Origin of the sequence: Streptomyces sp. NPDC003247 (genome assembly GCF_042888135.1) — a bacterium.
Classification (GTDB): domain Bacteria; phylum Actinomycetota; class Actinomycetes; order Streptomycetales; family Streptomycetaceae; genus Streptomyces.
In genome coordinates this window covers 57,116-72,639 of record NZ_JBIAPF010000007.1, presented here as the reverse complement: position 1 = coordinate 72,639, position 15,524 = coordinate 57,116, and the positions used below count along the sequence as shown (strand labels likewise).

10 protein-coding genes, 2 tRNA genes, 1 other RNA gene and 1 pseudogene are annotated in these 15,524 nt (G+C 74.2%); 8 read left to right on the top strand and 6 right to left on the bottom strand.

Features of this window, described 5'->3' with window-relative positions; all coding sequences use genetic code 11:
- Positions 1-139: 139 nt before the first annotated feature.
- Together ACFYWQ_RS23800 and ACFYWQ_RS23795 are read left to right on the top strand one after the other, a co-directional pair.
- Complete coding sequence (locus tag ACFYWQ_RS23800; RefSeq protein WP_389518878.1) at positions 140-289, top strand: hypothetical protein; 150 nt, start codon at positions 140-142, stop codon at positions 287-289.
- Positions 290-665: 376 nt separating this feature from the next.
- A pseudogene (locus ACFYWQ_RS23795) lies at positions 666-1,193 on the top strand (hypothetical protein); the annotation flags it as partial.
- Between the two features lie 199 nt (positions 1,194-1,392).
- On the opposite strand, the gene ACFYWQ_RS23790 reads toward ACFYWQ_RS23795, so the two are convergent.
- A tRNA-Ser gene (locus ACFYWQ_RS23790) sits at positions 1,393-1,480 on the bottom strand.
- Between the two features lie 72 nt (positions 1,481-1,552).
- Here ACFYWQ_RS23790 and ffs point away from each other — a divergent pair.
- The 6 genes from ffs (at position 1,553) to ACFYWQ_RS23760 (ending at position 11,124) form a co-directional block, all read left to right on the top strand.
- Positions 1,553-1,651, top strand: an RNA gene (ffs, locus tag ACFYWQ_RS23785) — signal recognition particle sRNA small type.
- 173 nt (positions 1,652-1,824) lie between these two features.
- On the top strand, positions 1,825-4,248 hold the full coding sequence (locus tag ACFYWQ_RS23780; protein ID WP_389518877.1) for a DNA polymerase III subunit gamma and tau: 2,424 nt from the start codon (positions 1,825-1,827) through the stop codon (positions 4,246-4,248).
- A 507-nt stretch (positions 4,249-4,755) separates the two neighbouring features.
- Positions 4,756-6,021 (top strand): phosphoribosylamine--glycine ligase, encoded by a 1,266-nt coding sequence (gene purD / locus ACFYWQ_RS23775; RefSeq protein WP_389518876.1) that lies wholly within the window; start codon positions 4,756-4,758, stop codon positions 6,019-6,021.
- 301 nt (positions 6,022-6,322) lie between these two features.
- Positions 6,323-8,221 (top strand): hypothetical protein, encoded by a 1,899-nt coding sequence (locus tag ACFYWQ_RS23770; RefSeq protein ID WP_389518875.1) that lies wholly within the window; start codon positions 6,323-6,325, stop codon positions 8,219-8,221.
- A 414-nt stretch (positions 8,222-8,635) separates the two neighbouring features.
- Complete coding sequence (locus ACFYWQ_RS23765; RefSeq protein WP_389518874.1) at positions 8,636-10,135, top strand: N,N-dimethylformamidase beta subunit family domain-containing protein; 1,500 nt, start codon at positions 8,636-8,638, stop codon at positions 10,133-10,135.
- Positions 10,136-10,224: 89 nt separating this feature from the next.
- Complete coding sequence (locus ACFYWQ_RS23760) at positions 10,225-11,124, top strand: phosphoribosylaminoimidazolesuccinocarboxamide synthase (RefSeq protein WP_389518873.1); 900 nt, start codon at positions 10,225-10,227, stop codon at positions 11,122-11,124.
- A 148-nt stretch (positions 11,125-11,272) separates the two neighbouring features.
- Here the strand turns inward: ACFYWQ_RS23760 and ACFYWQ_RS23755 are convergent.
- The 5 genes from ACFYWQ_RS23755 to ACFYWQ_RS23735 form a co-directional block, all read right to left on the bottom strand.
- Positions 11,273-11,345 (bottom strand) — tRNA-Gly (locus ACFYWQ_RS23755).
- A gap of 23 nt (positions 11,346-11,368) precedes the next feature.
- Positions 11,369-11,977, bottom strand: coding sequence for a response regulator (locus ACFYWQ_RS23750; protein WP_389518872.1), 609 nt, complete (start codon positions 11,975-11,977; stop codon positions 11,369-11,371).
- Complete coding sequence (locus ACFYWQ_RS23745; RefSeq protein ID WP_389518871.1) at positions 11,974-13,323, bottom strand: sensor histidine kinase; 1,350 nt, start codon at positions 13,321-13,323, stop codon at positions 11,974-11,976. Before ACFYWQ_RS23745 ends, ACFYWQ_RS23750 begins: the two co-directional genes overlap by 4 nt.
- Positions 13,324-13,593: 270 nt before the next feature.
- The gene (locus ACFYWQ_RS23740; RefSeq protein ID WP_389518870.1) at positions 13,594-14,433 is read right to left on the bottom strand and encodes an ABC transporter permease; all 840 of its coding nucleotides are present in this window, start codon (positions 14,431-14,433) and stop codon (positions 13,594-13,596) included.
- On the bottom strand, positions 14,430-15,425 hold the full coding sequence (locus ACFYWQ_RS23735; protein WP_389518869.1) for an ABC transporter ATP-binding protein: 996 nt from the start codon (positions 15,423-15,425) through the stop codon (positions 14,430-14,432). The genes ACFYWQ_RS23740 and ACFYWQ_RS23735 overlap by 4 nt, the downstream gene beginning before the upstream one ends.
- Between the last annotated feature and the right edge of the window lie 99 nt (positions 15,426-15,524).

Genomic DNA, 15,524 nt, shown 5'->3' with positions numbered 1-15,524 from the left:
TCGTCATGGTGTTGGGGGCCAACTGGCGGTTGCATTTCGGTGCGTTGGGTGGCGCAGAGGAACTAAAAGAGAGTTTACGGTAGATATCACCCATATCGCCTTCGGGGAGGTGGCGGCGAGGTAAGGCGATCCATTCGTCGTGCATCTCGAAGAGCGCAGCGGAAACCAAGCGGATGGTCCGACAGCGCAACAACGGAGACCCCCCACCGGCATCATCTGGATGGAGCGCGAACCGGAAGTCACGCACTACCGCGCCCTCCTCGGCCAGGGCTTCGGCGTAGTCGGCTGACGCCCGGTTGCTGACATCTCGTCATGCTGGGCGGGGTTCGGTACACAGCAGGCACGGACGTCCGCGATCACGGAGTTCTCTACGCTCTGTGACCTTGGACTGCCCGCGCCTGCCGACGCGTCATCTCTGCTCTCCCCCGCCTCTGAACGGCTCAGACCGCATCCGGAAGTCTCCGGGAGCGACCTCCCGGATCTGCTGGAACGCCTCGCGCAGGTCCCGGACCCACGGGATCCGCGGGGAGTACGGCACCCTCTCGTGACGCTCCTGGCACGGACGGCCCGAAGAGCGGGGCGGCCACTCCGCCGGAGCCACTCGGGCAAGCGACTGAGGCAGGCCGCACCGCAGAGGCGGCGCGCGCTCGCGCCGTGCGCGGGCCTTGCGCACCCGGCAGCCCAATGGGGCCTCGTCCGTCCACCTCGGCAAGGACGGGAAATGGCACGGCCTCGGCAAGGACGGGAAACGGCACGGCCTCGGCAAGGACGGGAAATGGCACGGCCGGGTGACGGTCGGCGTCCGGGACGACGGTAGGCCCGACCGTCGGCACATCGAGCGGAGGGCCAAGACCGAGGTGACCCGGGCCGTCCGCGAGATGGAACGGGCGCGGGATGCCAAGAAGGTCAAGAAGCCCGGCAAGGAGTGGACCGTGCAGAGCCGGCTTGAGCACTGGGTGGAGAACATCGCCAAGCCGTACGTCTCCCAGAACACGTACGACGGGGTACGAGGTCGATGTCCGCGTTCACCTTGTGCCCGGCCTCGGCGCTCACCGGCTCGACCGCCTGGAGCCGGAGCACCCGGAGCGCTGCTACCGGAAGGTGCAGGATTTCGGGAGCTCCGCCGGCACCGCGCACCACGTCCACCGGACGATCCGGGTGGCCCTCGGGAAGCGGTGCGCCGCGGACGCGTCCCCGACCGCGGCCGGCGCCGACTGGGAGGGCAAGGGGCACGTCTTCGCCTCGCCGGCCGGCGGACCGCTGAGCCCGAACCCGACTTCCTGATCTTCTGGGAGCTTCCGACGACGAACTGAGACGGAAACTGAGACGGACCACGTCGAAGGGCCCCACCGCGAACGGTGGGGCCCTTCGACATCGTGCCCGGTGAGGCACTGGCGGAGGATACGAGATTCGAACTCGTGAGGGGTTGCCCCCAACACGCTTTCCAAGCGTGCGCCCTAGGCCTCTAGGCGAATCCTCCGGTGGGAACATTACATGACCGAGAGGAGTGCTCGCGAACTCGTTCCCCGCCCCTGACATCAGGTAGCCTTGGCGCAGCCCCTCACGCGGCGCTATCTGACTGAACTCCCCCAGGGCCGGAAGGCAGCAAGGGTAGGTCGGCTCTGGCGGGTGCGTGGGGGGCGCTTGCTTTTCCCTCGGGTTTCCTCGGGCCCCCCGGGTCTCCCCGGGTTCCGGGTCCCCCCGGGCTTTCGCGCCTGGGGTGAGCTTCCACTGGGTGGGTGGTGTCCCCGGCGAGCCGTGCGTGCCGAGGCCATGGACCTCGGGCGAGTCCGGTTGTCGGTGGGCGCCTATAACCTCGTAGGCGTGTCGTCTCTCGCGTTGTACCGCCGCTACCGCCCGGAGTCCTTCGCCGAGGTCATCGGGCAGGAGCATGTCACCGACCCGCTGCAGCAGGCGCTGCGGAACAACCGGGTCAATCACGCGTACCTGTTCAGCGGGCCGCGCGGGTGTGGCAAGACGACCAGCGCGCGCATCCTGGCCCGGTGCCTGAACTGCGAGCAGGGGCCCACGCCGACTCCCTGCGGGGAGTGCCAGTCGTGCCGGGACCTGGCGCGGAACGGACCTGGGTCCATCGACGTCATCGAGATCGACGCCGCCTCGCACGGCGGTGTGGACGACGCCCGTGACCTGCGGGAAAAGGCCTTCTTCGGGCCAGCCGGCAGTCGCTACAAGATCTACATCATCGACGAGGCCCACATGGTCACGTCGGCCGGTTTCAACGCGCTGCTCAAGGTCGTCGAGGAGCCGCCGGAGCACCTGAAGTTCATCTTCGCCACCACCGAACCCGAGAAGGTCATCGGGACCATCCGTTCGCGGACCCACCACTACCCGTTCCGCCTGGTCCCCCCGGGCACCCTGCGGGAGTACCTCGGCGAGGTGTGCCAGAAGGAGGACATCCCCGTCGAGGACGGGGTGCTGCCGCTCGTCGTGCGCGCGGGCGCGGGGTCCGTGCGTGACTCCATGTCCGTCATGGACCAGCTGCTCGCCGGCGCGGGCGCCGACGGCGTGACGTACGCCATGGCCACCTCGCTGCTCGGGTACACGGACGGCTCGCTGCTCGACTCCGTCGTCGAGGCCTTCGCCACGGGTGACGGGGCCGCCGCCTTCGAGGTCGTGGACCGTGTCATCGAGGGCGGCAACGACCCCCGGCGCTTCGTCACCGACCTCCTGGAGCGGCTGCGGGACCTGGTGATCCTCGCCGCCGTCCCGGACGCGGCGGAGAAGGGCCTCATCGACGCCCCCGCCGATGTCATCGAGCGGATGCAGGCCCAGGCCGGCGTCTTCGGCGCCGCCGAACTCAGCCGCGCCGCCGACCTCGTCAACGAGGGCCTCACCGAGATGCGCGGTGCGACCTCGCCCCGCCTCCAACTCGAGCTGATCTGCGCGCGCGTCCTGCTGCCCGCCGCCTACGGCGACGAGCGGTCCGTCATGGCCCGCCTCGACCGCATCGAGCGCGGGGTGAACTTCGCCGCGAGCGGTGCCACCGGGATGCCGGCCATGGGGTACGTGCCCGGTCCCGAGGGGCATGGGGGAGCGGCCGGGGTGCCCGCCGCCGCACCGATCCCGCCGGGTGGCGGCGCGGCGGCCGCCCGCGCGGCGGTACGCGGCCCGGGAGCCCAGCCCCAGCCCCAGCCCAACTTCCAGTCCCAGCCCCCGGCCGCCGCTCCGCCTCCCGTTCCGTCCGCGCCGCAGCCCGCAGCACCGGCTGCCGCGCCCGCGCCCGCGCCCGCACCCGTCTCCGCTCCCCCTTCCGCCCCTGCGGCCGCCTCCGCGCCCGTCGAAGCCGCCCCGGCACCGGCTCCCGCCCCGGCCGCCCCCTCGGCCCCCGCCCCGGGTGCCTGGCCCACGGCCGCTCCGGCGGGCGGCGGACGCCGCCCCGGCGGCTGGCCCACGGCCGCTCCCGCGGGCGGTGGCGCCCGCCCTTCGGCGCCCCCCGCGGCCCCGCCCGCCGGCTCCCCGGCCACCGCGCCCCCGGCCGGCCCCGCGCCCGCCGCCTACGCGCCCCCGGCCGGCGGCCTCGACCCCCGCACGCTCTGGCCGAACATCCTGGAGGCGGTCAAGAACCGTCGCCGCTTCACCTGGATCCTCCTCAGCCAGAACGCCCAGATCACCGGCTTCGACGGCACCACACTCCAGCTCGGCTTCGCCAGCGCGGGCGCCCGCGACAACTTCGCGAGCAGCGGCAGCGAGGACGTGCTGCGACAGGCGTTGGGCGAGCAGTTCAACGTCCAATGGAAGATCGAGGCGATCGTCGAGGCCGCAGGCGGCTCAGGCGGCTCAGGCCGCTACGGAGGACCCGCCTCTCCGGCCGGCGGTCTCGGCGGCTACGGCGGTGCCGGTGGCCCGTCCGGTCCCGGTGGTCCCGGTGGCTTCTCCGGCTCCGGCGGCTCCTCCGCCTTCGGCGGCGGTGGCGGTGCCCCGGGCGGCGGTCAGGGCACGCCCGGCGGCTACGGCTCATCGGGTGGCTACGGCGGTGGCGCTCCCCAGTCCGCCTCCCCGGGCGCGTCCACCGGCCCGAGCACCGTCCCGGCCCGTTCCGCGGCCCCGGCGGCCCCCGCCCCTGCGGCACCCCGTCCGCAGCCCACGTCCGCCCCGGAGCCCGTGGCCCTCGAGGACGACATCCCCGAGGACGACGACCCCGACCTCAACGAGTCCGCCCTCTCCGGCCACGAACTGATCGTGCGGGAGCTGGGGGCGACGGTCATGGAGGAGTTCACGAACGAGTAGCGGGCCGCACATCCGCCGGACAGCCCGATCCGCCGGGACAGCCCGATCCGCCGCGACAGGCCGACCTGTCGGGCCCGCACACGCGCCGGGGCAGCCCGATCCGCCGGTACAGCACCCCCGGCCTCACGGCGCACCCGCCCGGACGGCGCACCCGGCGGGACGGCCGAGCCGGAGCGACAGGCGTGACGTCACGCGTGGCGTCGCATGGAAGGCCGGGCGGGCGGCCGAGAACCGGCACGCCACCACGGCACGACCGGCGTCACGGAACCGCCCGCGAGCCGAGTACCGGCGGACCGGCGTCACGGAACCGCCCGCGAGCCGAGTACCGGCGGACCGGCGTCACGGAACCGCCCGCGAGCCGAGTACCGGCGGACCAGCGACCCGGAACCGCCCGCGAGCCGAGTCCCGTCGACGCGCCTCCCCTCGGAGGAACCTACGAAGGATGCGCCCCGTCGCCCTCGGAAGCCCGCACAAACCGCTCCGCCCGCCGCCCGTTAGGCTGGCCCCGTGAACGTCCTCGTCATCGGCAGCGGCGCCCGCGAACACGCCCTGTGCCGCTCACTGTCCCTCGACCCCGCCGTCACCGCGCTGCACTGCGCGCCCGGCAACGCCGGCATCGCCGAGGTCGCCGAGCTGCACCAGGTCGACGCCCTGGACGGCAAGGCCGTGTCCGAGCTCGCCACCGAGCTCGGCGCCGACCTCGTGATCGTGGGGCCCGAGGCCCCGCTCGTCGCCGGGGTCGCCGACGCCGTGTGCGCGGCGGGCATCCCGGTCTTCGGTCCCTCCGGTGAGGCCGCGCAACTGGAGGGCTCCAAGGCGTTCGCCAAGGACGTGATGGCCGCGGCCGGCGTGCCGACCGCCCGGTCCTACGTCTGCACCACGCCCGACGAGGTGGCCGAGGCCCTCGACGCCTTCGGCGCCCCGTACGTCGTCAAGGACGACGGCCTGGCCGCCGGCAAGGGCGTCGTGGTGACCGACGACCTCGAGGCCGCGAAGGCGCACGCGGCGGGGTGCGAGCGGGTCGTCATCGAGGAGTTCCTCGACGGCCCGGAGGTCTCCCTCTTCGCGATCACCGACGGCGACACGGTCGTCCCGCTCCAGCCCGCCCAGGACTTCAAGCGCGCGCTCGACGGCGACGAGGGCCCCAACACCGGCGGCATGGGCGCGTACTCCCCGCTGCCCTGGGCCGATCCGGCGCTGGTCGACGAGGTCAGGCGGACCGTGCTGCAACCGACCGTCGACGAGATGCGGCGCCGCGGCACCCCGTTCTCCGGCCTGCTCTACGCCGGCCTCGCGATCACCGGCCGCGGTGTGCGGGTGATCGAGTTCAACGCCCGGTTCGGCGACCCCGAGACCCAGGTCGTCCTGGCCCGGCTGAGGACCCCGCTCGCCGGCGTCCTCCTGGCCGCCGCCACCGGCACCCTCGGCGACCTCGCGCCGCTGCGCTGGAGCGAGGAGGCGGCCGTCACGGTGGTCGTCGCCTCCCACAACTATCCCGGCACCCCGCGCACCGGTGACCCGATCACCGGCCTCGCCGAGGTCGCCGCCGAGGACGCCCCGCACGCCTACGTCCTGCACGCCGGTACGCGGGTCGACGGCGACGCCGTGGTCAGCGCGGGCGGCCGGGTCCTGTCCGTCACCGCCACGGGCGAGGACCTCACCCAGGCCCGCGAGCGGGCGTACCGGTCGGTCGCGCGGATCGGTCTCGACGGCTCCCAGCACCGCACCGACATCGCGGCGAAGGCCGCGGCGGAGGCGGCGGCGAAGGCGTAACAGGCCGACCAGCAGGCACTTTCGGGCCCCGGTTCCAGCAGGTGAACACCTCTGGAATCCGGGGCCTTTTCGTTGCCCTCCGTCATACACCTTTCCCCAAAGCCATTCCATCGAGTGAGCGCTACCGCATCCGGCTGACGGGGGCCGGAGGGCCAACTAGGGTGCGGCGCAAGCTCTCCGGCACTTGGCCCATCGGCATTGCGATGTCAGTCGCGGGTGCCACAGTGGGGGAGTGAGCGAAACGCAGCGGGCTGGGCCGGACAGGACAGCCGGGATCGAGGGGAGGGGGTGAGGTCCGGCCGTGACCGGTAGGGGAAGGGAAGCGGGCGCGCAGGCCGCCAGGGCCCGGGCGCTGGCCGTCCTGCGCATCCGCGGCTGGGCGCTGGCGGTGGCGCTGCTGCCGGCGGCGGCCGCCGCGATCCTGCTGGCCGGTGCCTCCTCCGGGCACCTGGTGGGCCCCGGCTGGGACGTCGCCCGCGGGGTCGTGTCCGCGCTCGCGCTCGTCGTGCTGACCGCCGCCGGTGTCGTCGCCCTGGTCGTCGCGCGGGCCCGCCCCGCCGTCAGTCCCACGGTCGCGATCGCCGAGCGCGCGGCTCCCGACCTGTACCGGCTGGTGCGCGACCTCGCCGAGCGGCTCGACGTCCCCGCGCCGTCGGCCATAGCGCTCACCCCGGACTGCGACAGCTGGCTGGAGGACCGGGCCCACCCGGCCCACGGCCCGCCCGCGCCGCGCGACCCGGACGAGATAGCCGGGCCGGGCCGGAACCCTCACCGCCGTACACCGACCGCGCCCGTCCTCGTCATCGGCTCGCCGTTCCTGTGGTGGATGCGGGTGGCCGAGCTGCGGGCCGTCCTCGCCCCGGTCGTCGCCGGTACGGGACCCTCGGCGCACCCCGACATAGCCGCCGCCCGGCGCTTCGTGCGGGGGCTGGACGCCGCGGTGGCCGTCTCCTCCGACCGCGGCCGCGGCCGCTGTCCCGGCGTACGCCTGGTCTGCGCGGGCGTCGGCCGGGTCGCGCGGCTGCTGCTGCGCGGCTGTCAGGTCCACGCGGCGGAGATGGAGCGGGGGGTGGCCGCGGCGGCGGCCGAGCGCGCGCAGAGCGTGGACTACGGCCTGCGGATCGTCGCGCAGGAACAGGTGGGGCTGGCGTACGCGGGCTGGGACCGGCTCCTCACCCGGGTGGCGCTGCCCGCCTGGCGGATGGGCCGGTGGCCGTCCCGGCTGGACGCGGGTGTCGTCGCCGCCCTGACCGAACTGTCCCGGCGGGACCGCCTCGCCGAGGGCTTCGCCTCCCGGCTCGGGGAGCGTCCCGCCTGCGACCTGCTGGAGGAGCCCGGCGCGGTCGACGAGGCCGCTTCCCTGCTGGCCGCCCGTCTCTTCCACGGCGGCCCGGCGGAACCCGGTCCGGACTGGTCCCCGGTGGGCTGGCAGGACTATCCGGACGAGGTCGTGGACCGCAAGTGGCGCACCGACGCGGCCCGCCTGCACCGCGTCCTGGACACCCTGGGCGTCCGCCGCGTCCCCGACCGGCTGACGGGGGCCTCCTCCGACGGCCCCACGCTGGCCCGGGTCCTGGACCACCTGACGGGCGTGGAACACGCGCTCCCCGGCCCGGAGGACCCCGCCGCCCCGCACCCCGCCACCGCGCCACCCGGCACCCCCACGCCCGCCACCCCCTCGCCCGCCGCCGCACCCGGCACCCCCACGCCCGCCACCCCCTCGCCCGCCGCCGCACCCGGCACCCCCGCGCCCGGCGAGGACGACGAGAACCTGCCCGCCCCCAACCCCCGCAGCGCCGCCCTCGCCGCCCGCCTCGGTGCCGAGCTGGCCCGGGAGGAGGCCGGCACCGAGCCGTCCGCGGCCGCCCCGGAACTCCCCGCGCCCGGGCCGGGCCCCGACCCGGCCACCCTCTGGGACGGCGGCACGCTGCCGCTCTTCCCCCTCCAGCCCCCGCGCACCGACCGCGAGCTCCTCACCGACCACGTCACCGCGATGGTCTGCTGCGCCGCGATGGACACGGTGGGGGCCACCCCCGGCCTGGACTGGCTGGACGGCCCGTCCCTGCTGGTCGACGGCGAACGCGTGACCGATCTGGCCCCCCGCGTGCTCAGCCTGGTGGAGGACGGCGACGCGGCCCCGCTGCGCAGCTGGCTGGTGGAGCTGGGGATACGCCCGGAGAAGCCGGTACGCCTCGGCTGACGCACCCCGGCGACACCCGGGCACCCCCCCGGCGACACCCGGGCACCACCCCCGGCGACACCCGGGCGTCGCCAGGGGTGGTCACCCGGGCGCCACCCCGGACCGCCCGAACCACTGACGGAGCGGTTGATTCCACTTCCAGTCGATTCGCACCGAATGGTGACTGTCTGAGCGCGTCATGTGATGTGCTGGGACCGAACGAGCCCATGGCATGGGCGCGCGACATAGGACAAACGGACAACCACGTCACCCCACCATCGGGCAACAGTCACCGCACCGGCACCACGCCGTCACGCGGGCCACCCCCGCCACGACGGCGGACCACCCCCGCCACCACGGCGGACCGCCGCACCACCACCTGGCACGACCACCACCTGGCACGACCACCACGGGGGCCAAAGGGAGGGGAGCACCATGGGACAGGACCACATCCGCCGGTGGGAGTCGGGAGCGCTGGCGCACGCCGTGACGGACCCGTTCGGACAGGGCCCCCTCCCCTGGCTGCGCGGCAGCGAGACCTACTTCGACGACACCGGCCAGGTCGTCCCCTGGTACGTCGACCCGGCCCCCGCCCCGGGCCACGCCCGGGACGCCGCCCCCCGCATCCCGTCCCCCCGCGCCTCCGGCGGCCCGCGCTCCGCCGACGACGTACGCCGCCAGATCAAGGGCTTCGTCTCGACCGGCGCGGTCGCCCCCGGCGACGCCCTCGACTTCCACATCACCGTCGACCCGCCCCAGGAATTCGCCGTCGACATCTACCGCATCGGCCACTACGACGGCGACGGCGCGGCGAAGATCACCACCAGCCCGCGGCTGTCCGGCATCGTCCAGCCCCCGCCGCTGACCGCCGACCGCACGGTCTCCTGCCACCACTGGTGGCTCTCCTGGCGGCTTCAGGTTCCGTCGTACTGGAACATCGGGGCCTACGTCGCCGTCCTCACCACCGCCGACGGCCACCGTTCCCACATCCCCTTCACCGTCCGCGACAGCCGCCCCGCCGACCTGCTCCTGCTGCTCCCCGACATCACCTGGCAGGCCTACAACCTCTACCCGGAGGACGGCCGCACCGGCGCCAGCCTCTACCACGCCTGGGACGAGAAGGGCCGCCTGCTGGGCGAGGCCGACGCCGCCACGACCGTCTCCTTCGACCGCCCCTACGCCGGCGCGGGCCTCCCGCTCCACGTCGGCCACGCCTACGACGTCATCCGCTGGGCCGAACGCTACGGCTACGACCTCGCCTACGCCGACGCCCGCGACCTGCACGTCGGCCACATCGACCCCACCCGCTACCGCGGCCTGATCTTCCCGGGCCACGACGAGTACTGGTCGCAGACCATGCGCCGCGCCGTGGAGCGCGCCCGTGACAGCGGCACCTCGCTGGTCTTCCTCTCCGCCAACACCCTGTACTGGCAGGTGGAGCTGGGCCCGTCCCCGTCGGGTGTCCCCGGCCGCCTGCTCACCTGCCGCAAGCGCAAGGGCCCCGGCCGCTCCGTCCTGTGGCGCGAGATCGACCGGGCCGAGCAGCAGTTGCTCGGCATCCAGTACGCGGGCCGGGTCCCCGAACCCCGCCCGCTGATCGTCCGCAACGCCGGCCACTGGCTGTGGGAGGCGACCGGCACCCACGAGGGCGAGGGGATCCAGGGCCTGGTCGCCGGCGAGGCCGACCGCTACTTCCCCCGCACCCCGCTCCCGGACCACGAGGAACGCACCCTCCTCGCCCACTCGCCGTACACCGACACGGGGGGCGTCCTGCGCCACCAGGAGACCTCCCTGTACCGGGCCCGCTCGGGCGCCCTGGTCTTCGCCTCCGGCACCTTCGCCTGGTCGCCGGCCCTGGACCGCCCCGGCCATGTGGACCCCCGCGTCCAGCGCGCCACCGCGAACCTCCTGGACCGCATCTGCAAGCGCGACTGAACCCCCGCCCCGACCACCCGACCCTCTGTCCTGATCGATCCCGGTCTAAGGGAGAATCAAGTCATTGGACAGAACCACGGGGAGGAACCGTGTCCGGATTCGTAGAAAAGCCCGAGCCGCTTCAGGTGCCGGGCCTGGTGCACCTCCACACCGGCAAGGTGCGTGAGCTGTACCGGAACGAGGCGGGCGATCTCGTGATGGTCGCCAGCGACCGTACGTCCGCCTTCGACTGGGTGCTGCCGACCGAGATCCCCGACAAGGGCCGCATCCTCACCCAGCTCTCCCTGTGGTGGTTCGACCAGCTGGCCGACCTGGTCCCCAACCACGTCCTCAGCACCGAGCTCCCGGCCGGCGCCCCCGCCGACTGGGCCGGCCGCACCCTGGTCTGCAAGTCGCTGCGGATGGTCCCGGTGGAGTGCGTGGCCCGCGGCTACCTCACCGGCTCGGGCCTCGCCGAGTACAAGGAGTCCCGTACGGTGTGCGGCCTCGCCCTGCCCGAGGGCCTGGTCGACGGCAGTGAACTCCCCGCCCCGATCTTCACCCCGGCCACCAAGGCCGCGGTCGGCGAGCACGACGAGAACGTCTCCTACGAGGAGGTCGCCCGCCAGGTCGGCGCCGACACCGCCGCCCAGCTGCGCCAGGCGACCCTCGCCGTCTACGGCCGGGCCCGCGCCATCGCCCGCGACCGGGGCATCATCCTCGCCGACACCAAGTTCGAGTTCGGCCATGAGGGAGGCACCCTCGTCATCGCCGACGAGGTCCTCACCCCGGACTCCTCCCGCTTCTGGCCGGCCGACCAGTGGCAGCCGGGCCGCGCGCAGCCGTCGTACGACAAGCAGTTCGTGCGCGACTGGCTGACCTCGTCCGCCTCGGGCTGGGACCGGGCGAGCGAGCAGCCGCCGCCGGAGCTGCCCCAGGAGATCGTGGACGCCACGCGCGCGAAGTACGTGGAGGCGTACGAACGCCTCACCGGCACCAGCTGGGCGTAGGGCCGACCAGGGCGTGGCCCCGACCCGGGCCACGCCCTCGCCCCGCCCCGCCCCACAGAGCAGGCGCCCAAAGAGCGCGAGAACGCGCGGGAACGCGCGAGAAGGCACGAAAAAGCCCCCCGACACAAGCCGGGGGGCTTTCTCCGCGAGCGGACGACGAGGCTCGAACTCGCGACCTCAACCTTGGCAAGGTTGCGCTCTACCAACTGAGCTACGTCCGCGTTGCGCCGTGGCGCGAGAGCAACTATACCCAACCCCGCTCGCGTGCGAGCCGCACCGCCGCATGCCGGTTCTCCGCCCCGAGCTTGGAGACGGCCGACGAGAGGTAGTTCCGTACGGTTCCCGGCGACAGCGCGGCCCGCTCGGCGATCTCCGCGACGGGCGCCCCGTCGGCGGCGAGCTCCAGCACCTCGGCCTCGCGCGAGGTCAGCGGCGAGTCCCCGGCGGCGATGGCGTCGGCGGCCAACTCGGGGTCGACGTACCGGTTGCCGGCGTGCACGGTCCGGATGATCTCGGCGAGCCGCTGCGCGCTCACCGTCTTCGGGACGAACCCGCGCACCCCCGCCGCGAGCGCCCGCTTCAGATGCCCCGGCCGGCCGTGGCTGGTGACGATCAGCGTCTGGCACGCGGGCAGTTCCACCCGGAGCGATGTGGCGACCTTCACACCGTCAGCGCCGGGCATCTGGAGGTCCAGGACGGCCACGTCCGGCGCGTGCGCCCGCGCCATGGCCAGTGCCTCCGGGCCGGTGGCCGCCTCGGCGACGATCACCAGGTCGTCCTCCAGCGAGAGCAGCGCGGCCAGCGCGCCCCGGATCAGATGCTCGTCGTCGGCGAGCAGCACCCGCACGGTCACGCGGTGACCTCCCGTACGGCGGCCGTCTCCCGCAGGGGCACCTCGGCCACCACCCGGAACCGCCCGGCGCCGGCGAACCCGGCCTCCAGCGTGCCGTCCACCTCCGCGAGCCGCTCCCGCAGCCCGGCGAGCCCCGACCCGCCCCGGCCCCCTCCCGCCGCACCCCCCGCGCCCCCGCCCCCGAAGGAATCCGCGCCACCACGGACGAGTGCCGCTCCACCACTCACGGCCCCCGCTTCACCACTCACGGCCCCCGCTTCACCACCCCCGGGCTCCACCCCATCGCTCTCCACCGTCAGCACCACATGTCCCTCCGTCACCCGCAGTCTCACGGAACACCGTGCGGCGTCCCCGTGCCGCAGCACGTTCGTGGTCGCCTCCCGCACCACCCACCCGAGCGCCGACTGCACCCCGGCGGGCAGCCGGTCGGCCGACCCGGCCGGGGCCCGCACCTCGCACTCGATCCCGGCGGCCGTCAACACGCCGTGCGCGCCGGTGAGTTCCACGCCCAGATCGGCCTCCCGGTAGCCCCGTACGACGTCGCGCACCTCGCGCTGCGACTCCTGCGCGATCCGCTGCACCTCGATCATCTGCTCGACCGCCTCCGGCCGGTCCCGCCGGGCCAGTTGGACCGCCAGCTCGCTCTTCAGGGCGATGACCGCGAGGTTGCGCCCCAGCACGTCGTGCAGATCCCGCCCGAACCGCAGCCGTTCCTCCGCGACGGCGAGCCGGGTGCGGGTCTCGCGGGCCTCGTCGAGTTCGTAGACGGCGTTGAGGAGCCAGACGGAGAAGACCGAGGTGAAGGCGAGGAAGCCGGAACCGAGGAGCACCGCGAGCGACGTGGCCAGCACCTCCGTCCCGGCGGCGCCGAAAGCCGGCGCCAGGGCGGCGGCCCCCGCGCCGAACCCGGCGACCAGGTACAGCACTCGGCTGCGCCGCCGGATGCCGAGCGCGATCGTGCCGGCGCCGAAGACGAGCACACCCACGAATATCCCGCCGAGTGCGGAGACCGCGTCCGTGTGCTCGTCCCGCCCGTCGGTGACGGCGAGCGCCAGCAGGGCCGGCGCGCCGGTGACGGCGGCCAGCGCGCACATCAGGCGCACCGGCTGCTCGCGGCGCCCGCGCACCCAGTCCAGCGCCCGCAGGGCGGTCACCGTGGCGAGCACCGCGTGGGCGAGCAGCAGGACGAACAGCCAGCCGCCCGCCGGTGCGCCGACCCCGCCGAGGACCGGCGGACCGAAGGTCCCGACCTCGATCGCGGGGAAGACGAGGTACGACCACCGCGTGTACGTCTCCACCTTCGCCGGCGTGCTCTTCCGCCGCCACCAGCCCCCCGTCCCGCGCACCGGCACGACCTCCCCCGTTCTCCGCTGTTCTCTGCCGTTCTCTGCCGGTCCTCGCCGTTTCCCGTGGTTCTCCGCGGTCTCCGCAACCTCACCGTCCCGCCGCTCCGGCCGCCGCCCGCGAGGCGACCCGGAGGACCGAGGCCCCGGCGCGCCCGGTCTCCCCGGTCCCTTCCGGCGCCCCGGGACCCCGGCCCTGCCCTCCGGCCCTGCCCTCCGGCCCTCCGGCCCTGCCGTCCGGCCCTCCGGCCATCCGTCCAGACGGATGGCCGCTCAGCGCCGCGGCTCCCACCGGAACCACCGCCGTACAGCAAACACTGCCGCCACCGTCCAGGCCAGCGCGGTGGCCAGGGCGACCAGCGTCCCGGACGCCGAGAGGTCGCCGGTCCAGCCGCCGCGGACGAGGGTGACGACCGGGCTCAGCGGCAGCAGTCCGCACAGGGAGGCGACCCGGTCGGGCAGCAGTTCCAGCGGTACGGTCACCCCCGAGGCGACCATCGACACCAGCACGAACGGCATCGTCGTGACCTGCGCGCTCTCCACGGTCCGGGTCAGACTCGCCGTGACCGCCGCCAGCGCCGCGCACATCACCAGCCCCAGAAGCACCCCCAGCACCGCCAGATGGGGCGCCTCGGGGGCGGGCACGTCGAGGAAGGCCGTACAGGCCGCGGCCAGCACCAGGCACTGCACCAGCCCGGTGGCGAGCACCGGCAGCGCGGAACCCGCGAGCACCTCCGCATCCCGCAGCTCCCCGGTGCGCAGCCGCTTCAGCACGAGTTCCTCGCGCCGGGCGGTGTAGATCCCGGTCAGTGCCCCGTACACGCCGAACAGCAGCGAGAACCCGATCGCGGCGGGCAGCAGCACCACCCCGACGGTGAGGCCGGCCTCGCCGACGTCCATCTCGTCGACCACCGACCGCAGGCTGAACGGCAGTGCGAGCGGCACCAGTACGGCGGTCACGAGGGTGGCCCGGCTCCGTCCGAGCAGCGCCAGCTCGGCCCGCGCGAGGGCGGCCATCCGGCTCACCGGCGTGGTCCCCGCACCCCTGCCCGCGCCCACCGCGCTCCTCCTGACGCCCCTCGTCACCGGACCCCCGGCCGTGGCGCCGCTCATGCCGCGACCTCCCTGCTCCCGGCCCCGGCGGCGCGTGCGATGCCGAGGAACGCCTCCTCCAGCGACGCGGACCGCACGTCCAGCTCCCGCAGTTCGACGCCGGTCCGCTCGGCCCACACCAGCAACCCGGTGGCCGCCCGCTGCACCTGACGGGTCCGCAGCCGCACGAGGCGCCCGTCCGTCTCGTGGTCGCACACCCCCAGCTCGGCCAGCGGCGGCAGATCGCCGACGAAGTACCCCTCGGGCAGGCGGAAGGAGATCCGGGACGGCTGTGCGGCGGTCACCTCGGCGGGCGTCCCGGCGGCCGCGATGCGCCCGGCGTGCAGGATGGCCAGCCGGTCGGCGAGTCCTTCCGCCTCCTCCAGGTAGTGCGTGGTCAGCAGCACCGTCGTCCCGGCCTCGTGCAGGGTCCTGACCAGGTCCCAGGTGTCCTGGCGCCCCTCGGCGTCCAGGCCGGTCGTCGGTTCGTCGAGGAACAGCACCTCCGGTTCCCCGAGCAGCGCCAGCGCCAGGTCGAGCCGCCGCCGTTCGCCCCCGGAGAGCTGCTTGACCCGTACCCGGGCCTTGCCGGGCAGTCCGACCAGGGCGAGCGCCTCCGCGACCGGGCGGGCCCCGCTCACGCATCCGGCCCACATCCGCGCGGTCTCCGCCACGGTCAGCTCGGAGGGGAAGCCGCCCTCCTGGAGCATCACCCCGGTCCGCGGCCGTACGGTGGCGCGCTCGGCGTGCGGGTCGTGGCCGAGGACCCTGACCCGCCCGCCGTCGGGCCGTTCGAGCCCTTCCAGCAGTTCCACCGTCGACGTCTTCCCGGCGCCGTTGGTGCCCAGCAGCGCGAAGATCTCTCCCCGGTCGACGTGGAAGGAGATCCCGCGCACCGCCTCGAACCGTCCCCCGTACACCCGACGGAGGTCGGTGACCTCGATCACATGCTCTGCCGTGCCCCCGGTCTCCCCGGCCGGCCCGGCTGTCCTGGCTGCTTCCCCGGTGTCCATGACGTCAGCGTCCCTGCCGTCGGGCGCGGGCGGCAGTGCGCGACGTCATCACTCCGCATGACAAATGTCAGAAGGCGCGGGGAAAAGGGACGCCCGGGG